General features: G+C 35.9%; 14 protein-coding genes and 1 tRNA gene. 9 read left to right on the top strand and 6 right to left on the bottom strand.

From position 1 onward, the window contains the following. Positions 1 to 467 precede the first annotated feature (467 nt). Positions 468 to 1,022, top strand: a complete 555-nt coding sequence (locus tag DZ60_RS0105190) for an REP-associated tyrosine transposase (protein ID WP_025741030.1) — start codon at positions 468 to 470, stop codon at positions 1,020 to 1,022. A gap of 714 nt (positions 1,023 to 1,736) precedes the next feature. On the opposite strand, the gene polA is transcribed toward DZ60_RS0105190, so the two are convergent. Further along, a complete protein-coding gene (polA, locus tag DZ60_RS0105185) occupies positions 1,737 to 4,574 on the bottom strand; it encodes a DNA polymerase I (RefSeq protein WP_025741029.1) in 2,838 nt (945 codons plus the stop codon). A 438-nt stretch (positions 4,575 to 5,012) separates the two neighbouring features. Between polA and DZ60_RS0105180 the strand changes: the two genes are divergently transcribed. Then, on the top strand, positions 5,013 to 6,251 hold the full coding sequence (locus tag DZ60_RS0105180; RefSeq protein ID WP_025741028.1) for a metallophosphoesterase: 1,239 nt from the start codon (positions 5,013 to 5,015) through the stop codon (positions 6,249 to 6,251). A gap of 82 nt (positions 6,252 to 6,333) precedes the next feature. Beyond that, positions 6,334 to 6,630 (top strand): thioredoxin family protein, encoded by a 297-nt coding sequence (locus DZ60_RS0105175; protein ID WP_025741027.1) that lies wholly within the window; start codon positions 6,334 to 6,336, stop codon positions 6,628 to 6,630. Here the strand turns inward: DZ60_RS0105175 and DZ60_RS0105170 are convergent. Together DZ60_RS0105170 and DZ60_RS0105165 are read right to left on the bottom strand one after the other, a co-directional pair. Further along, entirely contained in the window at positions 6,627 to 7,277 is a 651-nt protein-coding gene (locus tag DZ60_RS0105170) for a polysaccharide deacetylase family protein (protein WP_025741026.1), read from the bottom strand. The two genes, DZ60_RS0105175 and DZ60_RS0105170, sit on opposite strands and share 4 nt — an antisense overlap. Before the next feature lie 70 nt (positions 7,278 to 7,347). Continuing rightward, positions 7,348 to 10,647 carry a glycosyltransferase family 117 protein gene (locus DZ60_RS0105165; protein ID WP_025741025.1) on the bottom strand — a complete coding sequence of 1,100 codons (3,300 nt, stop codon included), beginning with the start codon at positions 10,645 to 10,647 and terminating at the stop codon, positions 7,348 to 7,350. Positions 10,648 to 10,847: 200 nt separating this feature from the next. Here DZ60_RS0105165 and DZ60_RS0105160 point away from each other — a divergent pair. Then, positions 10,848 to 10,920, top strand: a tRNA-Gln gene (locus tag DZ60_RS0105160). A 332-nt stretch (positions 10,921 to 11,252) separates the two neighbouring features. Here the strand turns inward: DZ60_RS0105160 and DZ60_RS0105155 are convergent. Then, positions 11,253 to 11,447 carry a hypothetical protein gene (locus DZ60_RS0105155; protein ID WP_025741024.1) on the bottom strand — a complete coding sequence of 65 codons (195 nt, stop codon included), beginning with the start codon at positions 11,445 to 11,447 and terminating at the stop codon, positions 11,253 to 11,255. A gap of 100 nt (positions 11,448 to 11,547) precedes the next feature. Next, on the bottom strand, positions 11,548 to 12,381 hold the full coding sequence (locus tag DZ60_RS0105150) for a universal stress protein (RefSeq protein WP_316929843.1): 834 nt from the start codon (positions 12,379 to 12,381) through the stop codon (positions 11,548 to 11,550). Positions 12,382 to 12,584: 203 nt separating this feature from the next. Here DZ60_RS0105150 and rimP point away from each other — a divergent pair, with 203 nt between their 5' ends. From rimP to infB, 3 genes are read left to right on the top strand one after another with little or no spacing between them, the layout of a single operon-like run. Further along, a complete protein-coding gene (gene rimP, locus DZ60_RS0105145) occupies positions 12,585 to 13,085 on the top strand; it encodes a ribosome assembly cofactor RimP (protein ID WP_241448722.1) in 501 nt (166 codons plus the stop codon). Between the two features lie 15 nt (positions 13,086 to 13,100). Continuing rightward, positions 13,101 to 14,333 (top strand): transcription termination factor NusA, encoded by a 1,233-nt coding sequence (nusA, locus tag DZ60_RS0105140; protein ID WP_025741021.1) that lies wholly within the window; start codon positions 13,101 to 13,103, stop codon positions 14,331 to 14,333. Between the two features lie 44 nt (positions 14,334 to 14,377). Continuing rightward, positions 14,378 to 17,218 carry a translation initiation factor IF-2 gene (infB, locus tag DZ60_RS0105135; protein WP_025741020.1) on the top strand — a complete coding sequence of 947 codons (2,841 nt, stop codon included), beginning with the start codon at positions 14,378 to 14,380 and terminating at the stop codon, positions 17,216 to 17,218. Between the two features lie 360 nt (positions 17,219 to 17,578). On the opposite strand, the gene DZ60_RS22535 is transcribed toward infB, so the two are convergent. Next, entirely contained in the window at positions 17,579 to 18,043 is a 465-nt protein-coding gene (locus tag DZ60_RS22535; protein ID WP_025741019.1) for an SPOR domain-containing protein, read from the bottom strand. 224 nt (positions 18,044 to 18,267) lie between these two features. Here DZ60_RS22535 and DZ60_RS0105125 point away from each other — a divergent pair, with 224 nt between their 5' ends. Continuing rightward, positions 18,268 to 19,584, top strand: a complete 1,317-nt coding sequence (locus tag DZ60_RS0105125; protein ID WP_025741018.1) for a c-type cytochrome — start codon at positions 18,268 to 18,270, stop codon at positions 19,582 to 19,584. Positions 19,585 to 19,647: 63 nt separating this feature from the next. Continuing rightward, positions 19,648 to 22,758 (top strand): TAT-variant-translocated molybdopterin oxidoreductase, encoded by a 3,111-nt coding sequence (locus DZ60_RS0105120; protein ID WP_025741017.1) that lies wholly within the window; start codon positions 19,648 to 19,650, stop codon positions 22,756 to 22,758. Positions 22,759 to 22,760 lie beyond the last annotated feature (2 nt).

The raw sequence follows: 22,760 nt of genomic DNA, 5'->3' as shown, positions 1-22,760 counted from the left end.
AAATGTGTTGTGGTTTTTTTATGTTTTTAAGCGAGGACATATTTTGATCAAAGAAATCTTTTAAACTTTTTAGAAGTCAACATTTTATCTACTTCGCTCGGATATGATAGAGCGGAACCATTTTCCGTGCCGGACAAGAGTGAGATATAGTGTATGGGTTGGGTAACGCACGGATATTAGGTGCAAATCCGCGCTATCCAAACTATTTTTCGTGTCAGCTCGCTCGAAAACACGTCTGTGAACGGATTGCAAATCGGCCCTATCAATTTGAAAATATGTATTATATTATGCTTTTTGGAGGTTTAAAAATCATCTCATACTTTAGTATAGTCAGCAATACAGATTTCAAATCTATAACGTACTATCATAAAAGTGTATGCTGTTTTTAATAAAGAAATTTTATAATTTCAAAAAACGAAACTACTCTTTTCTATACTTGCAATCTACATTCATTTATAGAAAATAGCATGTCGACAAAGTATAAAGCAACGATGCCAGATACGGCCTATTTTATTACCATTACGGTTGTAGGCTGGATAGACGTATTTACCAGAGTAAAGCAAAAATATGTAATTACAGACAGCCTTCGATATTGTCAAGAATACAAAGGTTTAGAAATCTACGCGTATTGTATTATGCCCAGTCATATCCATATGTTATGTAAAGCAAGGGAAGGAATAATTCTATCAGATATCATTAGAGATTTTAAGAAATTCACCTCTAAAAAGATTATTCAGACAGTCAAAGAATATCCAGAGAGTAGAAGAGAGTGGCTATTAGATTATTTTGGGACATCGTGTGAACATCTAAAACGAAATCAACAATACAAAGTGTGGCAAGATGGATACCATGCAGAAATCGCGAATTCTAATTGGTTTATACAGCAAAAAATTAAATATATTCATAACAATCCTGTAAAAGATAAAATTGTAGCCTATCCCGAGGATTATATTTTTAGTTCTGCAAGAAATTATGCCACTCTAGAGAATGAACTCGATATAGAGGTGTTAAGTGTTTTATAAGTAGAGTGCACGGATTGCAAATCCGCTCTATCAAGTTTCGCTCAGATATGATGGCGCGGAACTATTTTCCGTGCTAGACAAAAGAGGATATTATAATTAACATGTGCAGATTTTAATAGGTATCTATAAGCTCGGATTGCAAAACCGAGCGATCAAGTGTTTTATAAGTAGAGTGCACGGATTGCAAATCCGCTCTATCAAGTTTCGCTCAGATATGATGGCGCGGAACTATTTTCCGTGCTAGACAAAAGAGGATATTATAATTAACATGTGCAGATTTTAATAGGTATCTATAAGCTCGGATTGCAAAACCGAGCGATCAAGTGTTTTATAAGTAGAGTGCACGGATTGCAAATCCGCTCTATCAAGTTTCGCTCAGATATGATGGCGCGGAACTATTTTCCGTGCTAGACAAAAGAGGATATTATAATTAACATGTGCAGGTTTTAATAGGTATCTATAAGCTCGGATTGCAAAACCGAGCGATCAAGTGTTTTATAAGTAGAGTGCACGGATTGCAAATCCGCTCTATCAAGTTTCGCTCAGATATGATGGCGCGGAACTATTTTCCGTGCTAGACAAAAGAGGATATTATAATTAACATGTGCAGGTTTTAATAGGTATCTATAAGCTCGGATTGCAAATCCGAGCTATCAAGTTTTGTGAAATGATCTGTTAGACAATGAATCTAATACAAAGTGTATTTATATAGACTTAATGCGCCTCTAGCCAATTATCCCCAAGTCCCATATCAACATCTAAGGGGACCTTGAGAGTGTACGCATTTTCCATTTCTGTTTTGATCAGGGTTTTGATCTCTTCTAATTCTGGTTTATAGACATCAAATACCAGTTCATCATGCACTTGCAACAACATTTTGGTTTTATAGGTACCTTCTTTTAGTTTTTTATGAATATTAATCATAGCAATTTTAATAATATCTGCGGCACTTCCCTGTATTGGTGCATTTACCGCATTACGTTCTGCGGCACCGCGAACGATGGCATTCGCTGAGTTGATGTCCTTGAGATATCTACGTCGCCCCAAAACGGTTTGCACATACCCATGTTCGCGAGCAAAATCAACCTGCTCGCTCATATAGTTGCGTAATTTGGGATATGTTTTATAATAGGTGTCGATTAATTCTTTGGATTCACTACGTGAGAGACTGGTTTGGTTGCTTAATCCAAAGGCCGAAACACCATAAATAATACCAAAGTTGACTGTTTTGGCATTGCTTCGTTGTTCTCGTGTTACCTCTTCTAACGGAACATCAAATACTTTAGCAGCCGTAGAAGCATGAATATCTTCTCCGTTTTTAAACGCTTCGATCATGGTTTCCTCTTCACTTAAAGCCGCAATGATCCGTAGTTCTATCTGCGAGTAATCCGCAGCAAGCAATGTATAGTCTTCATTACGTGGGATAAAAGCTTTTCGTACCTGTCGTCCGCGCTCGGTACGGATAGGGATATTCTGTAAGTTAGGATTATTAGAACTCAATCTGCCGGTAGCAGCGACGGTTTGCATATAATCGGTATGTACATGTCCCGAGGTCGGATTTACCTGAGCAGGTAAGGCATCAACATAGGTGCTTTTTAGCTTTGCTAAGCCTCTGTAATCAAGTATGTTTTGTATGATTTCATGATCTTTGGCAAGATAAGAGAGCACATCTTCTGCAGTAGAATATTGACCGGTTTTGGTCTTTTTGGGCTTATCGACCAATTTCATTTTTTCGAACAGAATTACTCCCAATTGTTTGGGAGATGCAATATTAAATTCTTCTCCTGCTTCGGTATATATTTTTGTTTCTAAGGCTTTGATATCATTATCAAGTTCTGTAGATAAACCATTTAAGAATGGTTGATCCAGCTTAATTCCTTCGATTTCCATATCTGCGAGTACGCGTAGTAATGGGATTTCTATATCTTCGAATAAAGAAGTAAGTTTTGCTTCGATAAGTTCTGGAGCAAAATGTTCTTTGAGCTGATATGTGATATCGGCATCTTCTACACCATATTCTGTTTGCTTATCCAACGGAACTTGTCTGAAAGAGAGTTGGTTTTTACCCTTTTTTCCAATAAGTTCTGTGATTGATACTGGGGTATAATTAAGATAGGTTTCAGAAAGGACATCCATATTATGGCGCATATCCGGATTGATCAGGTAATGTGCAAGCATGGTGTCAAATAAGGTTCCTTTTACTTCGATATCATATTTTGCAAGTACCTTGATGTCATATTTTAGGTTTTGACCGATTTTTGTAATGCTTTCTGCCTCAAAGAATGGGCGTAATTGCTCGATAAGGTCTTGCGCTTCATTGCGATCCTCTGGGAACGGGATATAAAAACCTTTGCCCGACTCCCAAGAAAAGGCAATCCCTACAAGTTCTGCTACTAGCGGATCTAATCCGGTGGTTTCTGTATCAAAACATACGAATTCTTGTTTTTGTAAGTTTTGTAGAAATAGCTTCATAGCCATGCCTTGAGCAATACTTTGGTAAAAATGCTCTGTGGTTGCTATGGTTTTTCTACTCGAAAACGAGGTAGCTTCATCAGCGGTATTGGGATCATCACCTCCGAATAACGAAAACTGACCGGCACCTGCTTGGGTTGTTTTCTTTTTGTTGGTCCCAGTGGTATTTGTTGTATTAGTTGCTACATCCTCACCAGAGAATATTTTGGTAAATTGATCAGTAAGTCTTCTAAATTCTAATTCTTCAAAAATCTCATGCACTTTTTTTGCATCTGGTGCCGTAGTAAATTCATAATCTTTGGCATCAAAAGTAACGTCACAATCCAGAATAATGGTAGCTAATTTCTTAGACAGCAAACCTAATTCTGCATTTGCTTCGACTTTTTCTTTCATCTTACCCTTTAGTTGGTCTGTATTGGCAAGCAATCCTTCCATAGAGCCATAGGCTGCAATAAATTTCTTGGCAGTTTTATCTCCGACTCCCGGTAATCCAGGTATATTGTCAACAGCATCTCCCATCATACCTAGGTAATCAATTACCTGTTCTGGGCGTTCTACCTCAAACTTCTTTTGTACTTCTGGGATTCCCCAAATTTCTATACCATTTCCCATTCTGGCAGGGCGATACATAAAAATATTTTCAGACACTAACTGTGCATAGTCCTTGTCTGGAGTTACCATATAGGTTTGATATCCTTCTTTTTCGGCTTGTTTTGCAATGGTCCCTATCAAATCATCGGCTTCTACACCCGCACGCTCTATAATCGGAATGTGCATAGCTTTTAATAATTCCTGAATAATAGGGACAGCAATCTTAATAGCTTCTGGAGTTTCATCACGATTTGCCTTATATTCCGGAAAAATCTCTAGACGGTCTTTACTTCCTTGTTTATCAAAGGCAACTGCCAAATGATCTGGCTTTTCTCTTTTTATAACATCAAATAAAGAATTCACAAACCCCAAAACGGCAGAAGTATCCTGACCTTTAGAATTGATTCGCGGATTTTTGATTAAGGCATAATATCCGCGAAAAATTAGTGCGAATGCATCTAGCAAGAAAAGACGTTTTTGTGACATGATATGCGGTGATTTTTTTAGGAATGCAATATAAAAAGAAGATTGATGAAATTTAGCGTAGAACTTTATTATAATTTAAAAAGTGTAAACTACACTCGCTTAATTAAAAACAAAAAGAAATGCCGTCAAAACTGACGGCATTTCGCCCCAAAATAAAATTGATAACAATGTATCAACTGCTATAAATATTGTATTATTATATATGTATATAAGGTTTGATTTTGTCTTAAAAATATAAGTTTGTAAAAAAACTATGAAACGAATTTACAAATAAAAATCTTACTTCAGCAATAAATTCCTAAGATTTATGCTTTAAATAATTATCAATTTAACGTTTTTTCTTGTATAATTTCATTTATCGTTAATTTTTCCTTAAAATATTGTAAAGAACTAAAAATGAGAGATAGTTTTGTTTGGTAATTTAAACCTAAATAAGACCCTATGCGCTGGCTAATCCCCATATTCATATATATACTTCTAGAAGTGTATGCATATCAAGCTGTAAAAACTATAGCTAGAAATCAGATCATTCAGATCATTTATCTCATTATTTCGATAGGGATTTTTGCATATATTATATATACATTTTTTAATTATGACCGAAGTGTAGGACCAACAAAATATACGCTTAGAGCCAGTGCTTTTTTGATGGTTACGCTAGCTACAAAATTGGTGTTGGTTATTTTTATGTTTGGCGAAGATATTGTAAGACTATGTATTGCAGGCTATAATTATCTTACGAATACCTTTTTTGACGGCAATGCAACCCAATATATTCCCGAACGCCGAAAATTTATAAGTCAGATAGCCTTGGGAGTAGCTGCGATTCCTTTTGCAGGATTACTACATGGTATTTTTAGAGGGAAATATAATTTTAAAGTAGTAAAGCATGTTGTGTATTTTGATGATCTCCCAAAAACTTTTGATGGGTTCAAAATTACCCAAATTTCAGATATTCATTCAGGAAGTTTTGATGATCCCTCAAAAATAGAATACGCAATTGACTTAATTAATGAACAAGAGACAGATCTTATTTTGTTTACAGGAGATATTGTTAATACTATGGCAAAGGAGATGGATGATTGGATAGGTGTTTTTAAGAACATTAAAAACCCTCAATATGGCAAGTATTCAGTTTTGGGAAATCATGATTATGGAGAGTATGTAACATGGAACAGTGAAGAAGAAAAGGATGCTAATTTTGAAGCAATAAAGAATATCCATACTAAAATTGATTTTAATCTGTTACTTAATGATAGTGCTTTTATTGAGAAAGAAGGTTCCCGCCTGGCGGTGATTGGTGTAGAAAATTGGGGGCATAATTTTAAGAAAGCAGGAGATTTGACAAAAGCCTCAGAAAAGGTCGCAAAAGAAGATTTTAAAATCTTGCTAAGTCATGATCCCTCGCATTGGGAGCATGAGGTAAAGGGCCATGATGATCATTATCATCTTACCTTAAGCGGGCATACCCATGGTTTTCAATTCGGAATCGAGATTCCGGGATTTATTCAATGGAGTCCTGTGCAATATGTGTATAAACAGTGGGCAGGAATGTATCAAGAAATGGGACGCTATCTTAATGTAAACAGAGGTTTTGGGTTTCATGCTTTTCCCGGTAGGGTAGGAATTTGGCCTGAGATTACGGTCATAGAATTGCGTAAAGGGTCAAAATCAGCATAATGAATATAAAGTGTTATATTTACAATTAGTTAGAGGTCAAATAATATTTTAAAAATAGACCAGCAACATAAAAATTTTGGACATGTCAAAGTTTGGAGATATTATTGGTATAGAAGTTCCGGTGTTACTGGATTTTTATACTGAATGGAACGAACCTTCTCTAGCGATGCATCCTGTGTTAAAGGATGTGGCTGCCGCTCTAGGTGATAAGGGTAAGGTTATAAAAATTGATGTAGATAAAAATGAAGAACTTGCTACTGCACTACGTATCAAAGGACTCCCTACATTAATGATCTATAAAGATGGTGAAATGTTATGGCGACAAAGTGGCGAGCAAGATGCTAATACATTAATCGGTATTATGAAAGAGTACGTCTAAGACGCTATCTTCTCAAAAGAAAATCCTTTTTCGGTATAATATTTAAGTACTTCTGGGAGCGCAAATTGAAGCTTCTCAGAAGATTTTATGCTGTCATGAAATACAATAACACTCCCAGATTGTGCTTTACTAAGTACGTTCTGTAAACATTTTTGTGGCTTAATTTCTTGTTTCCAATCCTTAGATAATACATCCCAGAGTACAATTGTATATCCCATTCTTTTTAGTATTCTCGTTTTACCAAAGCTAATTTGTCCGTAAGGAGGGCGAAATAATAAAGGTGCATTTTTATCTTTTATACGTTTATCAATCGCATTTTGGCATTCTATAACATTCTGGATATAATCTTTGTTATTGGTTTTCCAGGCTTTTAGGTGGTTCATAGTGTGATTGCCTATGGCATGTCCTTCATCAAGAATTCTATCAAAAATAGTAGGATGCTTACGTATGTTGTCGCCGATACAGAAAAAAGTAGCTTTTGCGTTATACTCTTCTAATAGGTCTAATACAAATTCTGTAACTCCCGGGATAGGACCGTCATCAAAGGTGAGAAAGATTTTATTATGCGAGCTACCGTTTTTAATATCCCATAGAAATCCAGAGAAAAGCCATTTTAAAATAGCAGGTGTTTTAGTAGGAATAATCACATCGTTATAATAAAAAAGATAAGGGTTACAGAGTGTAGTCAAATACTTTGTAACCCTTATTTTATGTTTACTAATTTGGTATACTGTCTAAAGAATCTGCTTCAACTTCTTGATTTTGGAATTCTTTGATAAGATCTTCTTCTTGTTTGCGAATGGTTTCTTCGTCATATCCTTCATCAGCAGAATAGAGTCTTGTAAAGAGTTCAAGGTATTTATTAAACTCGCCTGCTTTTTCTTCGATCATTTCTCGATCCTGATTAATCAATAACAGATCAACCACACTTCTGTAGCGCTCTACATTTGTTACTATTTCTTCGGCATAGAGGTACTGATCTTTAAGATCTAGGCTTCCGAAATAGGTGAGTTGTTCTTGATACTTTGTGGCTAATTTGTTCCACAGTTCTCTAGCTTTTTGTTTTTCACCTATTTGATAGTATCCACTAACGTAGGGTTCTACAAGTGTATAGAATTCATAATATTCGATAGGCATTTTGTCCATAGCCAAATCAAGAATTTCTTTGGCTTTGTCTTCTTCACCTTCTTCTATTAGGGCTTCTACTAATCGCGCTAAATTACTTCTATAGGTAATCGCATTTTTTCTAGTTTCTGGGTCGTGATATATGTTAGGATCATTGCTATTTCCCCAATCCCAACTTGTTACATTTTTATACATTAAATCGGTATCGATTCGACCCATTTCAAATGGATTGTTTGGGTTGATTTTTGAGAGGATAGGAACAAGTTTAAAAGTTACACCATCAAGTTGTAAATAATCTTTCATCCATAAGAAATCATCATCTCCATAACTTCCACCAGTAAAGTAAATAGGTCTTTCCCAATTGTTATTGGCGATAATATCAAGCATCAGAAGACGATTTTTAAATAGCAAATCTCCTTTTAAATGAATGTCGATATAAGGTACAATCAAATCAGCATCCTCTTGGCTTACAATACCGTTTCTGAGGACAGCTTCTTTATCCACAGGAATTCTGATATGTTTTGTAGGGAAGGTGTTTACTTTTTTGCCACTTTGTAGATCTCCCTTGGTTCTTGGGTCGTCGGTCTCGATCCATCGCATCCAGTTTTTTATTAGCATCGTATCATTGGTGACTGGCTTGAAATAGATAGCATCATTGCTTCCAAATCGGTAAAATTCATGAGTGAGTTGAGACGGAATAGGTTTACCATCATAAGCAGCTCTCTTCATTTGATCAATATACCAATCTGTAGCAAATAGACTAGTGTTTACAGTTCGAACATCGGTGCGATACTCTTCTATTTCCTGAGCATACCAGAGTGCAAAGGTGTCGTTATCTCCTATGGTAAAAAGGATAGCATCTTTTTGGCAAGATTGCAAATACATTTTTGCCATAGATTGTGCTGTATATCGATTTGATCGATCGTGATCATCCCAGTTTTGGGAAGCTAATAATACAGGCACCGCAAAGAAGCAAACAGCCGTAATTAAAGGGGCCGTTATTTTGGGTTTAATATGGTCTTTTAATAGATCAAATAATGCGTATACACCAAATCCTATCCATATAGCAAATACATAGAAAGATCCGACAAGAGCATAATCTCGTTCTCTAGGTTCAAAAGGTCGTTCATTGAGGTATATTTTGAGCGCTAATCCTGTAAATAAGAAAAACACAAGAAGGACCCAGAATTTTTTCTTATCTCGCTGAAACATAAATACGAAACCAACAAGACCCAACAATAATGGTAAAAAGAAATAGGTGTTACGTGCTTTGTTTTTAAGTGTATCACTAGGTAAGTTGTCTTGTGATCCCAAACGGATTTCATCAATAAATTTGATGCCACTTAACCAGTTTCCTTCTAGATTGGTAAGTTTACCTTGGTTATCATCTTGTCTCCCGACAAAATTCCACATAAAATAACGCCAGTACATATATCCCATTTGGTAATCAAAAAGATACCTGATATTATCTATAAAAGAGGGTTTTTCTACATCTATGTAATTGCCAAAAGACTGTAAAAACTTATGGTAATCATCATTGTCTAACTTACCACTTGCATATTCTCTCCTGAATTGTGTAACGGCATCAAGTAATTCTTCTTCGCTCTGATATTCTGGTTTTATAGTAAATTTCATTGGACCCGAATACTCCATATAATTTGCGATATGTTCTGTACTCCACATCCTTGGTAAGAATGCTTTGTGAGCATCATCGAGATTTTGTTTTTCGTTCTTCCAATCATTAACAATAATGTATTTTCCGGTCTTGATGTCCTTTTCATACTTGGGCTTACCATCTTCATATGGATTTTCTTGGTCTAGTCCTGCGTAGATTTCAGAGAATTGAGGTCCGTAAAAAAGATGTGTCTCGGGATATTGTTCTAGATTGTAATATGCCAAAAGCTCCCTGGCGTTATTGGGATTGTTTTCATTAATGACAGTTCCGGCATTAGCCCGTATAGGTAGCATTATCCAGCTAGAAAAACCAACAAGAATAAACGCAACACAAAGCAATAAGGTGTTAAGTTGTACGTAATCTTTCTTTTTAGTGTATTTAAAAGCAAAATAAAATGCGGCAAGAATCATAAGGCCGGCAATAATAGTTCCTGAATTAAATGGCATTCCTACAGAGTTCACAAAAAAGACTTCTGAGGCTCCAAAAAACTTAAGTGTAGAAGGCAGCAGTAATTTGAAGATAAATAGTAAGATGGCGACTACAACAACATTAGCAATAATGAAGTTTTTTATGGTAATTTCTTTGTAATTTTTAAAATAATAAAGCAAACCAATAGCAGGAATAGACAATAAGCCCATAAAATGTACCCCAAAAGATAGTCCAACGATAAATGAAATTAAGATGAGCCATTTATTGCCTCTAGGGGCATGCATATCTCTTTCCCAGAGTAATCCTAGGTAAAAAAGAATTGCCAAAATACAAGTTGCCATGGCATATACTTCGGCCTCTACGGCATTAAACCAAAAACTATCTGTAAATGTAAAAGAAAGAGCGCCTACAAATCCGCTACCTAAAATAGCAATGCCTTTACTTTTTGTAAGTTGTTCGTCATTAGTAATTACTCTTTTCACAAGAATGGTAATCGACCAAAACATAAACAAAACGGCAAATGCACTAGCGAATGCAGAGGTCATATTTACCATTAGTGCAATTTGACTAGGGTCGGAAGCAAATGCAGATGCAAAGGCTCCAATCATCTGAAAAAGTGGGGCTCCCGGAGGGTGACCTACTTGTAATTTTGATGAAGTAGCGATGTATTCTCCTGCATCCCAAAAACTGGCAGTTGGTTCTACTGTCATTGCATAAACACATAATGCAATTGTAAAAACGACCCATCCTAGTATTTTATTCCACTTAGTAAAGTTGAATGTGCTCATAAAAAAGTATTCGATTGTGTAACTTATGGCGAATTTAGTAATAAAAATACTTTCAGATTGTTTTTTTTAATAAACGCTTAACAGAAGTTTATGTTTTGCGAGCAGAGTGAAGGAGTAGAATAAAATTTTTTGGAATAAATTTTTAAAAAATGTTTGTATACAAAAAAGAATATCTTAAATTTGCACCCGCAAACATCTATTGGTCTATGGTGTAACTGGCAACACGTCTGGTTTTGGTCCAGAAGAGTCTAGGTTCGAGCCCTAGTAGACCAACAAAAAGGAGTAACATTTATGTTACTCCTTTTGTATTATAGAGGTTTTTCTTTCTCCTGATAGAGACTTTATTGTACATTATGCTGTGTTGGGGGCTTTTTTTGTTGTTATCCCTTTCTTAAAATTTCTTGGTCTTAATTAAGAAACAGTACTCATATGTTTTTTTAGAACAAGAAAACCGTTTGTTTAATGATGTTTTTAAAATTAAACTGCTGTTTAGTGATTTGTAATAAAAGAAATCGAGTGTTGTAGAAGTGTAAATAAAAAAAGGAGTTATAATTCTAGTTATAACTCCTTTTCATTGTAAGGCTATATCTTAAGTATAGCGTGTTTTACATAGTAGCTTCATCACAAGTATACACTTGAGGGCAAGCAATTTCTACTCTGCATCTTGCAGGTCCTGTTACTGAGCCGCTACAAGAGCATCCGCATGGTTCTGAGCTATCTAAGATTGCTCCGTTAATTTGTTTTTGACTTTCTTTAGAAAGAACTGTTATTCTTTCGATGTTTAAAATTGAGTTTCGCATGATAATTATTTTTTTTGTCATGCTCAAAATTACCTGTTGTTTGTTGTTAAGAAAACACTGTTTTCAGTATTTTTTGATGTGGTTTAGACACTGTTTTTGGTTATATTTTAAATGTTAAAACAGGTCTTTTTGCATGATTAACGACATCTTCGCCAAGGCTACCGTTGATAAAATGTGATATTCCCTTTCGTCCATGGGTGCTTATTCCGATCATTCCTGCATTAACAGAACTGGCAAAATTAAGAATGCCTTTTTCTACAGAAATATCATTGTAGATATTGAGAGAATAGTCATGAATATCTAGATCTGCAAGCATGCCGTTCATTTTTTCTTCTGTTTCGTATGTGGTTTTAAATCCATTGGCGGTATTTACCCATACTAAATGAAGTTTTGCATTGAGCGCTTTTGAGAAGTCATAGGCAGCTAGTAAAGAAGGTTTGTCTTCATCATCAAAATTAGTGGCATAAACAAAGTCTTCAACCGAATAAATGTCACAATCTTCTTTGATGACTAATACAGGTTGTTTGCTGGTTCTAACTACTTTTTCGGCATTAGACCCTATAAATAATTCTTCGAAACCAGAGGATCCGTGAGATCCCATAATAATTATGTCAATGTTATTTTTCTCGCAAGAATCCATAATCCCGTGTAATACATCTTCAAAGCTTACGGTTTCAACCACTTCAATGCCTTTTAGATATTCTTGATCCATGACTTCTTCAAACTTTTTGTGTGTATGTTTCATAAAAAGAATTGCTTCTGGAGCAGGGCCTGGGGATCCTGAGGTCATAAGGTCAGAGAGGTGAACGGGGAGTTCTAAAATATGCAACAAATAGATTGTGGCATTGTTTTTCTTAGCAATTTGAGCAGCCACCTTCAAGGCGCTTTCTGCTTGAGTAGAAAAATCTGTTGGGACTAGTATATTTTTTATCATGATACTGATTTTTGTGAGAATTAGGTTGTGTTATGATTTATAGATTTTGAACCTAAATATTAGTTATAAGATTGTGATTTGGGGAGTGTTAAATTATAACTAATACATAGCTATCCTAAATTTACGAATAAATTCATTCTCAGCGATATTTTGTATCTAAGATATTATTCCTATCTTTGCACCGTTGAAATTAAAAAACCAGGATGAGGGGACGAAAAGTCCCCTCTTTTTATCTTACTATGTCATTAAGGGATCAGGTACAAGAATTATTAGAGGAAGCGCTCAAAGAAAACCCGTCTTTATTTCTTATTGAGAGTAAAATTCAACCTAGTAATATTATTGAAGTTATTATTGACGGAGATAATGGTGTTACGGTAGAAGATTGCATAAGTATAAGTAGAGCGATAGAGCATAATCTTGATAGAGAAGAAGAAGATTTTTCGCTTCAGGTAATGTCTGCAGGTGTTTCGGAAGGGTTGCATCACATACGTCAATATAAAAAGAACGTAGGTAGAAAACTTAAGGTAAAAACTGATACAGATACGATAGAAGGTGAGTTGATTTCGGCTACAGATGATGCTATTGTTATTACTTGGAAAGCTAGAGAGCCAAAACCGGTAGGGAAAGGAAAAATAACAGTAACCAAAGAAGTAAACATTGCATATAAAGATATTGTAGAAGCAAAAGTTATGGTAACATTTTAATTATAATATATTGATATGGAAAATATCGCATTAATAGAATCATTTTCAGAATTTAAGGATGACAAGTTTATAGATCGGGTAACGCTGATGTCGATCTTAGAAGATGTGTTTAGAAATGCTCTTAAGAAGAAGTTTGGTAGTGATGACAATTTCGATATCATTATAAACCCTGATAAAGGGGATTTAGAGATTTGGAGAAACCGTATTGTGGTTGCCGATGGAGAAGTAGAAGATGGTAACCAAGAAATATCGATCACAGAAGCGAGAAAAATAGAGCCAGATTTTGAAGTTGGAGAAGATGTTTCTGAAGAAGTGAAATTGATAGATTTAGGAAGACGTTCGATATTAGCGTTGCGTCAGAATTTGATATCCAAAATTCATGAGCATGATAATACCAATATATATAAGCAGTTTAAGGAATTAGAAGGAGAGATATATACGGCAGAGGTTCATCACATAAGACATAGAGCTATTATTATGTTAGATGATGAAGGAAATGAGATTATATTACCTAAAGATAGACAGATTCCTTCAGACTTTTTTAGAAAAGGAGAGAATGTGCGAGGGGTAATCGAATCTGTAGAGCTTAAAGGTAATAAGCCTGCGATTGTAATGTCGAGAACTTCTCCTTTGTTTTTAGAGAAGCTATTCGAATCAGAAATACCTGAGGTTTTTGATGGATTAATTTCTGTTAAAAAAGTAGTTAGAATTCCTGGAGAAAAAGCAAAAGTGGCAGTAGATTCTTATGATGATAGAATTGATCCTGTAGGAGCATGTGTGGGGATGAAGGGGTCGCGAATTCATGGTATTGTAAGAGAATTAGGAAATGAGAATATTGATGTTATTAATTACACCAATAATTTACCTTTATTTATAACAAGAGCTTTGAGTCCGGCTAAAGTTACTTCTTTGAAGATTAATGAAGAGACCAGTCGTGCTGAAGTTATGTTGCGACCTGAAGAAGTTTCTAAAGCGATTGGACGTGGAGGTCATAATATCAGATTGGCAGGGCAGTTAACAGGTTATGAGATCGATGTGTTTAGAGAAGGAGTTGAGGAAGATGTTGAGTTGACAGAGTTTTCTGATGAAATCGATTCTTGGATTATTGAAGAGTTTGCTAAAATAGGTTTAGATACCGCAAAAAGTATTTTAGAACAAGATATTAGTGATTTAGTAAAGCGAACTGATCTTGAAGAGGAGACAGTAAGCGAAGTGATTAGAATATTAAAATCTGAATTTGAAGATTAATAATCACAATTAATTATATTTGAGCATTAAATAATAAGGCATTTATGGCTGAAGCAGGAACAATGAGATTAAATAAGGTGTTACGTGAATTCAATATCTCGCTAGATCGGGCTGTTGACTTTTTGGATTCAAAAGGTCACGAGATAGATGCACGTCCTACTACAAAAATTTCTTCAGAGATTTATCAGCTCTTGTTTGATGAATTTCAGACTGATAAGAGTAAAAAAGTGGCTTCAAAAGAAGTTGGAGAAGAAAAGAAGAAAGAAAAGGAGGCATTACGCGTTCAGATTGAGAACGAACAAGAAGAAAGGCGTAAGCTTGCTGAAGCTCGTGAAGTCATAAAAGCAAAAGCTCAGCTTAGTGGTCCTAAACAGGTCGGTAAGATAGAGTTGAAAGGAGATGCTGCAGAAGAGGAAAAAGAAGTTGCTAAGCCCGAAGCAAAAGCAGAAGATAAAGTTCCTGAGAAAAAAGAAGTTGTAAAAGAAAAGAAAAATACCGAGCCTGAGGTAGTTTCTAATCGACCGCAAAAAATAGGTATTAAGATTACAAAACCTGCTCCGAAAGAAGTAAAAAAAGAGGTTTCTGTAAAACCAAAGGCAGAAGATGTAAAAGCTTCACCTAAAAAAGAAGAAGAAAAACCTTCTGAGACTCCCTCTTCGAATGAGTCAACTGAGCCAACTTCGGTAGAGCCAGAAAAGGTTAAGACACAATATAAAAAGCTAGACGGGCCTAATTTTACAGGTCAAAAAATTGACTTAACTCAGTTTAAAAAGCCAGTAAAGAAAAAAGACGAGAAATCGGATAAAAAACCTGGAGGAGCTGGAGATGCGGCAAAAAAACGCCGAAGAAGAATTAGCAAAGAAAGTGGTTCAAAAGGTCCTGGTGGAGGAAGACCAGGAGGACAAGGAGGAAACCGTGGTCAAGGTAATAAATCAAGAGGACCAGCAAAAGGTAAAAGACCTGTTGTTGTAAAAGAAGAGCCTAGTGAAGAAGAAGTACAAAAGCAGGTAAGAGAAACTCTTGAAAAGCTACAAGGGAAATCTAATAAATCTAAGGCTGCTAAATATCGTAGAGATAAAAGAGATCAACACCGTCAAAAAGCAGAGGATGATGTTGCGCAGCAAGAACAAGAAAGTAAAGTTCTTAAAGTTACAGAATTTGTTACAGCTTCAGAAGTTGCTACTATGATGAATGTGTCTACAACCGAGATTATTTCGGCTTGTATGTCACTCGGTATTATGGTTACAATGAATCAGCGACTAGATGCAGAGACTTTGTCTATTGTAGCAGATGAATTTGGTTATGAAGTTAATTTTGTAACAGCCGATATAGAAGATTCAATAGAAGAAATTGTTGATGCTCCAGAAGATCTAGAAACAAGAGCACCAATAGTAACCGTGATGGGACATGTTGATCATGGTAAAACTTCATTATTGGATTATATAAGAAAAGAAAACGTAATTGCTGGAGAAAGTGGAGGTATCACACAGCATATTGGTGCATATGGAGTACAGTTAGAAGGTGGGCAAAAAATAGCATTCCTTGATACTCCTGGTCACGAGGCTTTTACAGCTATGCGTGCCCGTGGTGCTCAGGTTACCGATTTAGCAATTATTGTGATTGCGGCAGATGATGATGTAATGCCTCAAACAAAAGAGGCTATAAGTCATGCTCAGGCGGCTGGTGTTCCAATTGTTTTTGCGATAAATAAAGTAGATAGACAAGAGGCAAATCCAGAGAAGATAAAAGAAAAGCTGGCTTCTATGAATTTGTTAGTAGAAGATTGGGGAGGAAAAATTCAGTCCCATGATATTTCTGCCAAAACAGGTCTTGGGGTTAAAGAATTATTAGAGAAAGTACTGCTTGAAGCAGAGTTACTTGAGTTAAAAGCGAATCCAGATCGTTTGGCTTCAGGTACTGTGGTTGAAGCATTTTTGGATAAAGGTCGTGGTTATGTGTCTACAATACTGGTACAAACGGGAACACTACGTGTAGGGGATTATGTCCTTGCAGGAAAGAATAGTGGTAAAGTGAAGGCCATGCAGGATGAGAGAGGTAATAATGTAAAAGAAGCAGGACCATCAGCACCGGTATCTATTTTGGGCTTAGATGGGGCTCCTCAGGCAGGAGATAAATTTAATGTCTTAGAAGATGAGCGTGAGGCGAAAGATATTGCTTCAAAACGTGCGCAATTACATAGAGAACAATCGGTACGTACTCAGAGACATATTACACTTGATGAGATTGGTCGAAGAATCGCACTTGGAGACTTTAAAGAATTAAATATAATCTTGAAAGGAGATGTTGATGGATCTGTAGAAGCATTAACAGATTCGTTCCAGAAACTATCTACAGAAGAGATTCATGTTAATATAATCCATAAAGCAGTTGGTGCAATTACAGAAAGTGATGTATTGCTTGCTTCGGCATCTGATGCTATTATTATAGGGTTTAATGTGAGGCCAGCTGGAAATGCAAGACAGGTTGCAGATAAGGAAGAAATTGATATCCGAACATATTCGATTATATACGATGCAATTAATGATCTTAAGGATGCTATGGAAGGAATGCTTTCTCCAGTTATGAAGGAAGAAATTACGGGTACAGCTGAGATTAGAGAAACGTTCAAAATTTCAAAAATTGGTACAATTGCAGGGTGTATGGTGTTGAGTGGTAAAATCCTCAGAAATGCAGGAGTACGATTGATCAGAGAAAGTGTTGTCGTGTATACAGGAGAGCTTTCCTCTTTAAAACGATTTAAGGATGACGTTAAGGAGGTTGCTAAAGGATATGATTGTGGATTGCAGATCAAGAATTATAATGATATTAAAGAAGGTGACGTTGTAGAATGTTATCAAGAGGTTGCAGTAAAGAAGAAGTTGTAGAAACAATTTTTAATCTATAGAATAATAAAGCCTGATGTTTTCATCAGGCTTTATTCATTTAAGAGGTTGAATAATCTTTAATCTGATAAGCGTTTGGTGGTATAAATTGTTACTTGTTGCAAAAATGAAGTGATTATAGTATCTCTTTGTGTTATTCGTGATTTTTTGTGTACACTTTTAGAGTTAAAAATAAAGGTTTCTCTATGGTGTTTTTCGGATTTAATTCTTTGATGAAATAAAAAAATCTACAGATAGATAACTCTTTCTGTAGATTTTTTTAAAGTATGATTCCGGTAAAAAAAACAATGTTTCATGATTATTTCGTGCAAGAAAGGGCATGAAGGATTGTTAGGTTTGGTGTTATTTTTTCTCTGGTTTGAAAATAAACGCATTTGGGAACTCAGCATGGACTTCTTTTAAGGCTCTGTCAGCTTCAAGTCTTGATCTATAGTTTCCCATCCAAACCTTGTAGTTAGGTGTTTCGAATTGTGTTGAAGAAACCCACTTAGGGAACATTTCTTTGGCTTTTGTAATAATTTCGGTAGCTTTTCTTAAATTCCCATAATAAAGCTGAATTTTATAGCGATCACTAAAATCACCATTTTTCTCCATGGTGGATTTTATGTCTAGTAGTGTCTTAATCCTTGGGTCTTGATTAATAGTTACAGAGGCTTCTGGCTGCGATATTATGCTTGCAGATGTGAAATTATTTTGATTTGGAGTCAGAATATCTGTGTTTTGACTTTCTTGAGCAATTAATGCGCTAGTAGTAAGAAGGTGTAGCCCAAATATAAAAACAGAGTTTTTGGTGTTTAATAATCTCATTTCAAATTAATTTGACACAAAGGTAAAGTTTATTGATTCAATTTTCTTCAAAATAATTATTTAGAATTATTATAAATTAATACTTAACGGTTCTCTAACATTTCTAAAATCGACTTATTATAGTACTTTTGTCGACGAATTAAAAGTGCGGGTTTTTGCGTCTTTTATTTAAAGATGAATGAAAAAACCATACCAAAATTAAGACGATAATTCTACTTGATAATATGAAACAGGTGAAACACCGAAATTCAGCCTCAAAACTCCTAATTCTAGGAACTGTTTTTTTATTTACTTTTTTTAGCCCTGTTTTTGCACAGGAAGAAACCGCTGTGGATAATACTGCCGTGGTTGCTGAAGCTTCATCTGGAGGGGATGCGGTAAAAGGGGAAGCTTTATTTAAGTCTCTTTGTGCTGCATGTCACAAGCGATATAAAAAGATGACAGGTCCTGCTTTATTTGGAGTAGCTGATAAGTACGACAGAGAATGGATCTATTCTTGGGTTAAGAATAGTGCGGCAATGATTGCTTCAGGCGATTCAAAAGCAATTGCAATTTATGAGGAGTATAATAAGACTGCCATGAATGCATTTCCTCAATTAACTAATTCTGATATAGATAATATATTGGCTTATGTAATGGAGCCCAAAGCGGCGCCTGTTACTCCGGTTGGTGTAGTGCCTGTAGGAACAGATAGTGATTCAGGAGTGTCTTTGGATATTGTTCTAGGGATACTTGTTTTAGTGTTCTTAATGTTGTTAGTTGTATTGTTTTTAGTGAACAAAACACTAAGAAGTTTTGCAGAAGCTAATAATGTAACATTGCCTGATTCAGATAGACTTCCTATCTGGAAGGCATTTATTCAGAATCAATTTTTGGTACTTGTGACCGCGATTTTGTTGTTGTTGGCTAGTGCGTACTTTGTATATGGTTATTTTATGCAGGTTGGTGTAGATCAGGGATATGCGCCAATTCAACCCATACATTATTCTCATAAAATACATGCGGGAGATAATCAGATAGAGTGTAAATATTGTCACTCTTCGGCTAGAGTATCTAAGCATTCGGGGATACCTTCATTAAATGTGTGTATGAATTGTCATAAGTCAATTAGTGAGGTTGCAGACGCTACGGCAACGGCAGACTACTCTAAAGAGTTTTATGACGGCGAAATACAAAAATTATATAAAGCAGTAGGTTGGGATGCTGATTCTCAATCTTACACAGGAGAAACTGAACCGGTAAAGTGGGTTCGTATTCATAATCTTCCAGACTTTGCTTATTTTAATCATTCACAACACGTAAGTGTGGCGGGAGTTGAGTGTCAAACTTGTCATGGCCCTGTTGAAGAAATGGAAATTATGTATCAGCATGCACCATTGACAATGGGTTGGTGTATTAACTGTCATAGAGAGACAAACGTAAAAGTTGCGGATAATGAGTACTATGAGAAAATTCATGAAGAACTTTCTAAGAAATATGGCGTAGATCAATTAACAGCTGCTCAAATGGGTGGTCTAGAATGTGGTAAGTGTCATTATTAAGGTAATAAATAAATCATTGTCCTAGAATTAGGAAAAATAGTAAGAAGCTAATATCAATTATATATGTCATCAAACAAGAAATACTGGAAAAGTGTTGAAGAGCTAAATGAAAATAGCTCTATTGTTGAGACGCTACAACAAAACGAATTCGTTCAAGAAATACCAACGGATGAGTTTTTAGGTGATAAATCATCTTTAGAAAATTCTTCGACTTCGCGTCGTGACTTTCTTAAGTATGTAGGTTTTAGCACAGCTGCCGCATCATTGGCCGCGTGTGAGGGACCTGTTAAGAAATCAATCCCTTATGTAGTGCAGCCAGAGAGAATTGTTCCTGGTGTTGCTAATTATTACGCTACAACTATAGCAGATGGATATGATTTTGCTAGTGTTTTAATTAAAACAAGAGAAGGTAGGCCGATTAAGGTAGAAAATAATAATTTGGCAACATCAAATGGTGATGCCAATGCAAGAGTTCATGCTTCCGTACTATCTTTATATGATAATTCTCGTCTTCAGGGACCAAAGAAAGGAACTGAAGATATTGATTGGGAGGTATTAGATAAAGAAGTAAAGTCAAAATTAGCTAATTTAGGAGGTAAACAGATAGTAGTGTTGACTCAAACATATGCTAGTCCTTCTACGTCTAGGTTAATTGAGGAGTTTAAAGCAAAATATCAAAATGTAAAGCATGTTGTTTATGATGCTGTTTCAAACAGTGAAGCTTTAGATGCTTATAAATTGATGTATGGAGAAAGAGCACTTGCTGATTACGATTTTTCAAAAGCAAGTACAATTATCAGTATTGATGCAGATTTTCTAGGAGACTGGCAAGGTGGAGGTTATGATAGTGGTTATGCAAAGGGACGTATTCCGAAGAATGGAAAAATGTCTAAACATATCCATATTGAAGCAAATATGTCACTAACAGGTGCTAATGCTGATAAGAGAATCAAAGCAACTCCGTCACAACAGAAACAGGTATTGGCTGCTTTGTATAAATACATAACAGGATCGGGTTCTAAAGGAGCGTTGGATTCTGGTTTGGATGCAGAGGTTGTTAAGGCTGCTGCACATATTAAGAAGGCAGGGCGTAATGCCGTTGTGGTATCTGGTATTCCTGATGTAGATGCTCAATTAGTTGTTTTAGAGATTAATAAGGCAATTCAGAGTAAGGCGTTTAATGAAAGTACACCTCGTACTATTCGTAAAGGTAATGCAAAAGCCGTTGCTCAATTGGTTAAAGATATGAATGCAGGACGTATTGGTGGTCTTTTAATTGCAGGTGTAAATCCTGTATATACATTGCCAAATGCAAATGAATTCAAAAGTGGTCTAGAGAAAGTAGATGTTTCTGTTGCCTTTAGTATGCATAATGATGCAACCGCTGAGTTATGTGGATACGTTGCTACAACACCTCATTATCTTGAGTCATGGGGAGATGTAGAGTTGAAGAAAGGAAGTTATAGCTTGATGCAACCAACGATTCGTCCATTGTTTAAAACAAGACAATTTCAGGATACATTACTAAAGTGGGTTGATAATGATTCGACCTACCATCAATATATAAAAAGTACCTGGACAGGTATTCTTGGAGGTAGTTCTTGGAATCAGACGTTGCAAGATGGTGTATTAGTTAAGCCAGTACTTCCAAAGCAAGAATTAGTTGATGCACTTCAAGTGCAAGAAGGAGAAGTAGAAAATTCTCCTATAGCAACAGGACCCAATGTAGGTGCTGCGGCAAGAAGACTTTCTGTTGCAAAATCAAATGGCTTAGAGCTTACATTATATACAAAAACAGCTTTAGGTGATGGTCAGCAGGCCAACAATCCTTGGTTGCAAGAAATGCCAGATCCTATCACAAGAACCTCTTGGGATAATTATTTGACAGTTTCAAAATCCGATGCAGATAAACTGGGGATGATGAACGAAAATGTTGCCAATGGTGCTCTCAATGGGAGTTATGCTAAAGTTGTACTTAATGGAGTAGAGGTTGTCGCTCCTGTGTTAATTCAGCCAGGTCAAGCCGAAGGTTCTGTTGGGTTGGCTCTAGGATATGGTAAGTCAAAAGGGTTAAAAGAAGATATGAATGTTGGTGTAAATGCATACCCATTATATCAGAATTTTAATTCAACTCAAGAAGTTTCTGTATCTCTTGTAGAAGGAACGCATGAGTTTGCATGTGTGCAATTGCATAATACGTTGATGGGGCGCGGCGATATAGTAAAAGAGACAACATTAGAGATATTTAATACAAAGGATAAGCACGTATGGAATTCAATTCCTGAAGTGAGTAAGAATCATATTGAATATGAAGTTACTTCACCAGAGGTAGATCTCTGGGATGAGTTTGATCGTTCGATCGGACATCACTTCAATCTTTCCATAGATTTGAATGCATGTACAGGTTGTGGTGCATGTGTTATCGCTTGTCATGCAGAGAATAATGTTCCTGTAGTAGGTAAATCAGAAATACGAAGATCAAGAGATATGCATTGGTTGCGTATTGATAGATACTATTCTTCTGAGGATACTTTTGAAGGAGATGATACCAAGAAAAATAATATAGCCGGTCTAGGAAGTTCTTTGTCTGAGTTTGGAGAGATGGAGAATGCGTCTGATAATCCACAGGTAGTATTTCAGCCTGTTATGTGTCAGCATTGTAATCATGCTCCTTGTGAGACAGTGTGTCCTGTTGCGGCAACATCTCATGGTAGACAAGGGCAAAATCATATGGCATACAATCGTTGTGTAGGAACAAGATATTGTGCAAATAACTGTCCTTATAAAGTACGTAGATTTAACTGGTTCTTGTATAATGATAATGATGAGTTTGATTATCATATGAATAATGACCTAGGAAGAATGGTACTAAATCCTGATGTTACAGTACGTTCTAGAGGGGTTATGGAAAAATGTTCTATGTGTATACAAATGACACAAAAAACAATCCTTGATGCAAAACGTGACGGTAGGGTAATTAAAGATGGAGAGTTTAAAACGGCATGTTCAGCGGCATGTTCTTCAGGGGCTATGGCATTTGGAGATATTAATGACAAGGACAGCGAAATAGCAAAGCTTAAAGAAGATAATCGTATGTATCACTTACTCGAACATGTTGGGACAAAACCTAATGTGATTTATCATACAAAAGTAAGAAATACTACAGAAGCTTAATT

This window comes from Aquimarina pacifica (genome assembly GCF_000520955.1).
In the GTDB taxonomy this organism is placed as follows: domain Bacteria; phylum Bacteroidota; class Bacteroidia; order Flavobacteriales; family Flavobacteriaceae; genus Aquimarina; species Aquimarina pacifica.
The sequence above is the reverse complement of the archived record's forward strand: the minus strand, read 5'-3'. Positions and strand labels throughout refer to the sequence as shown.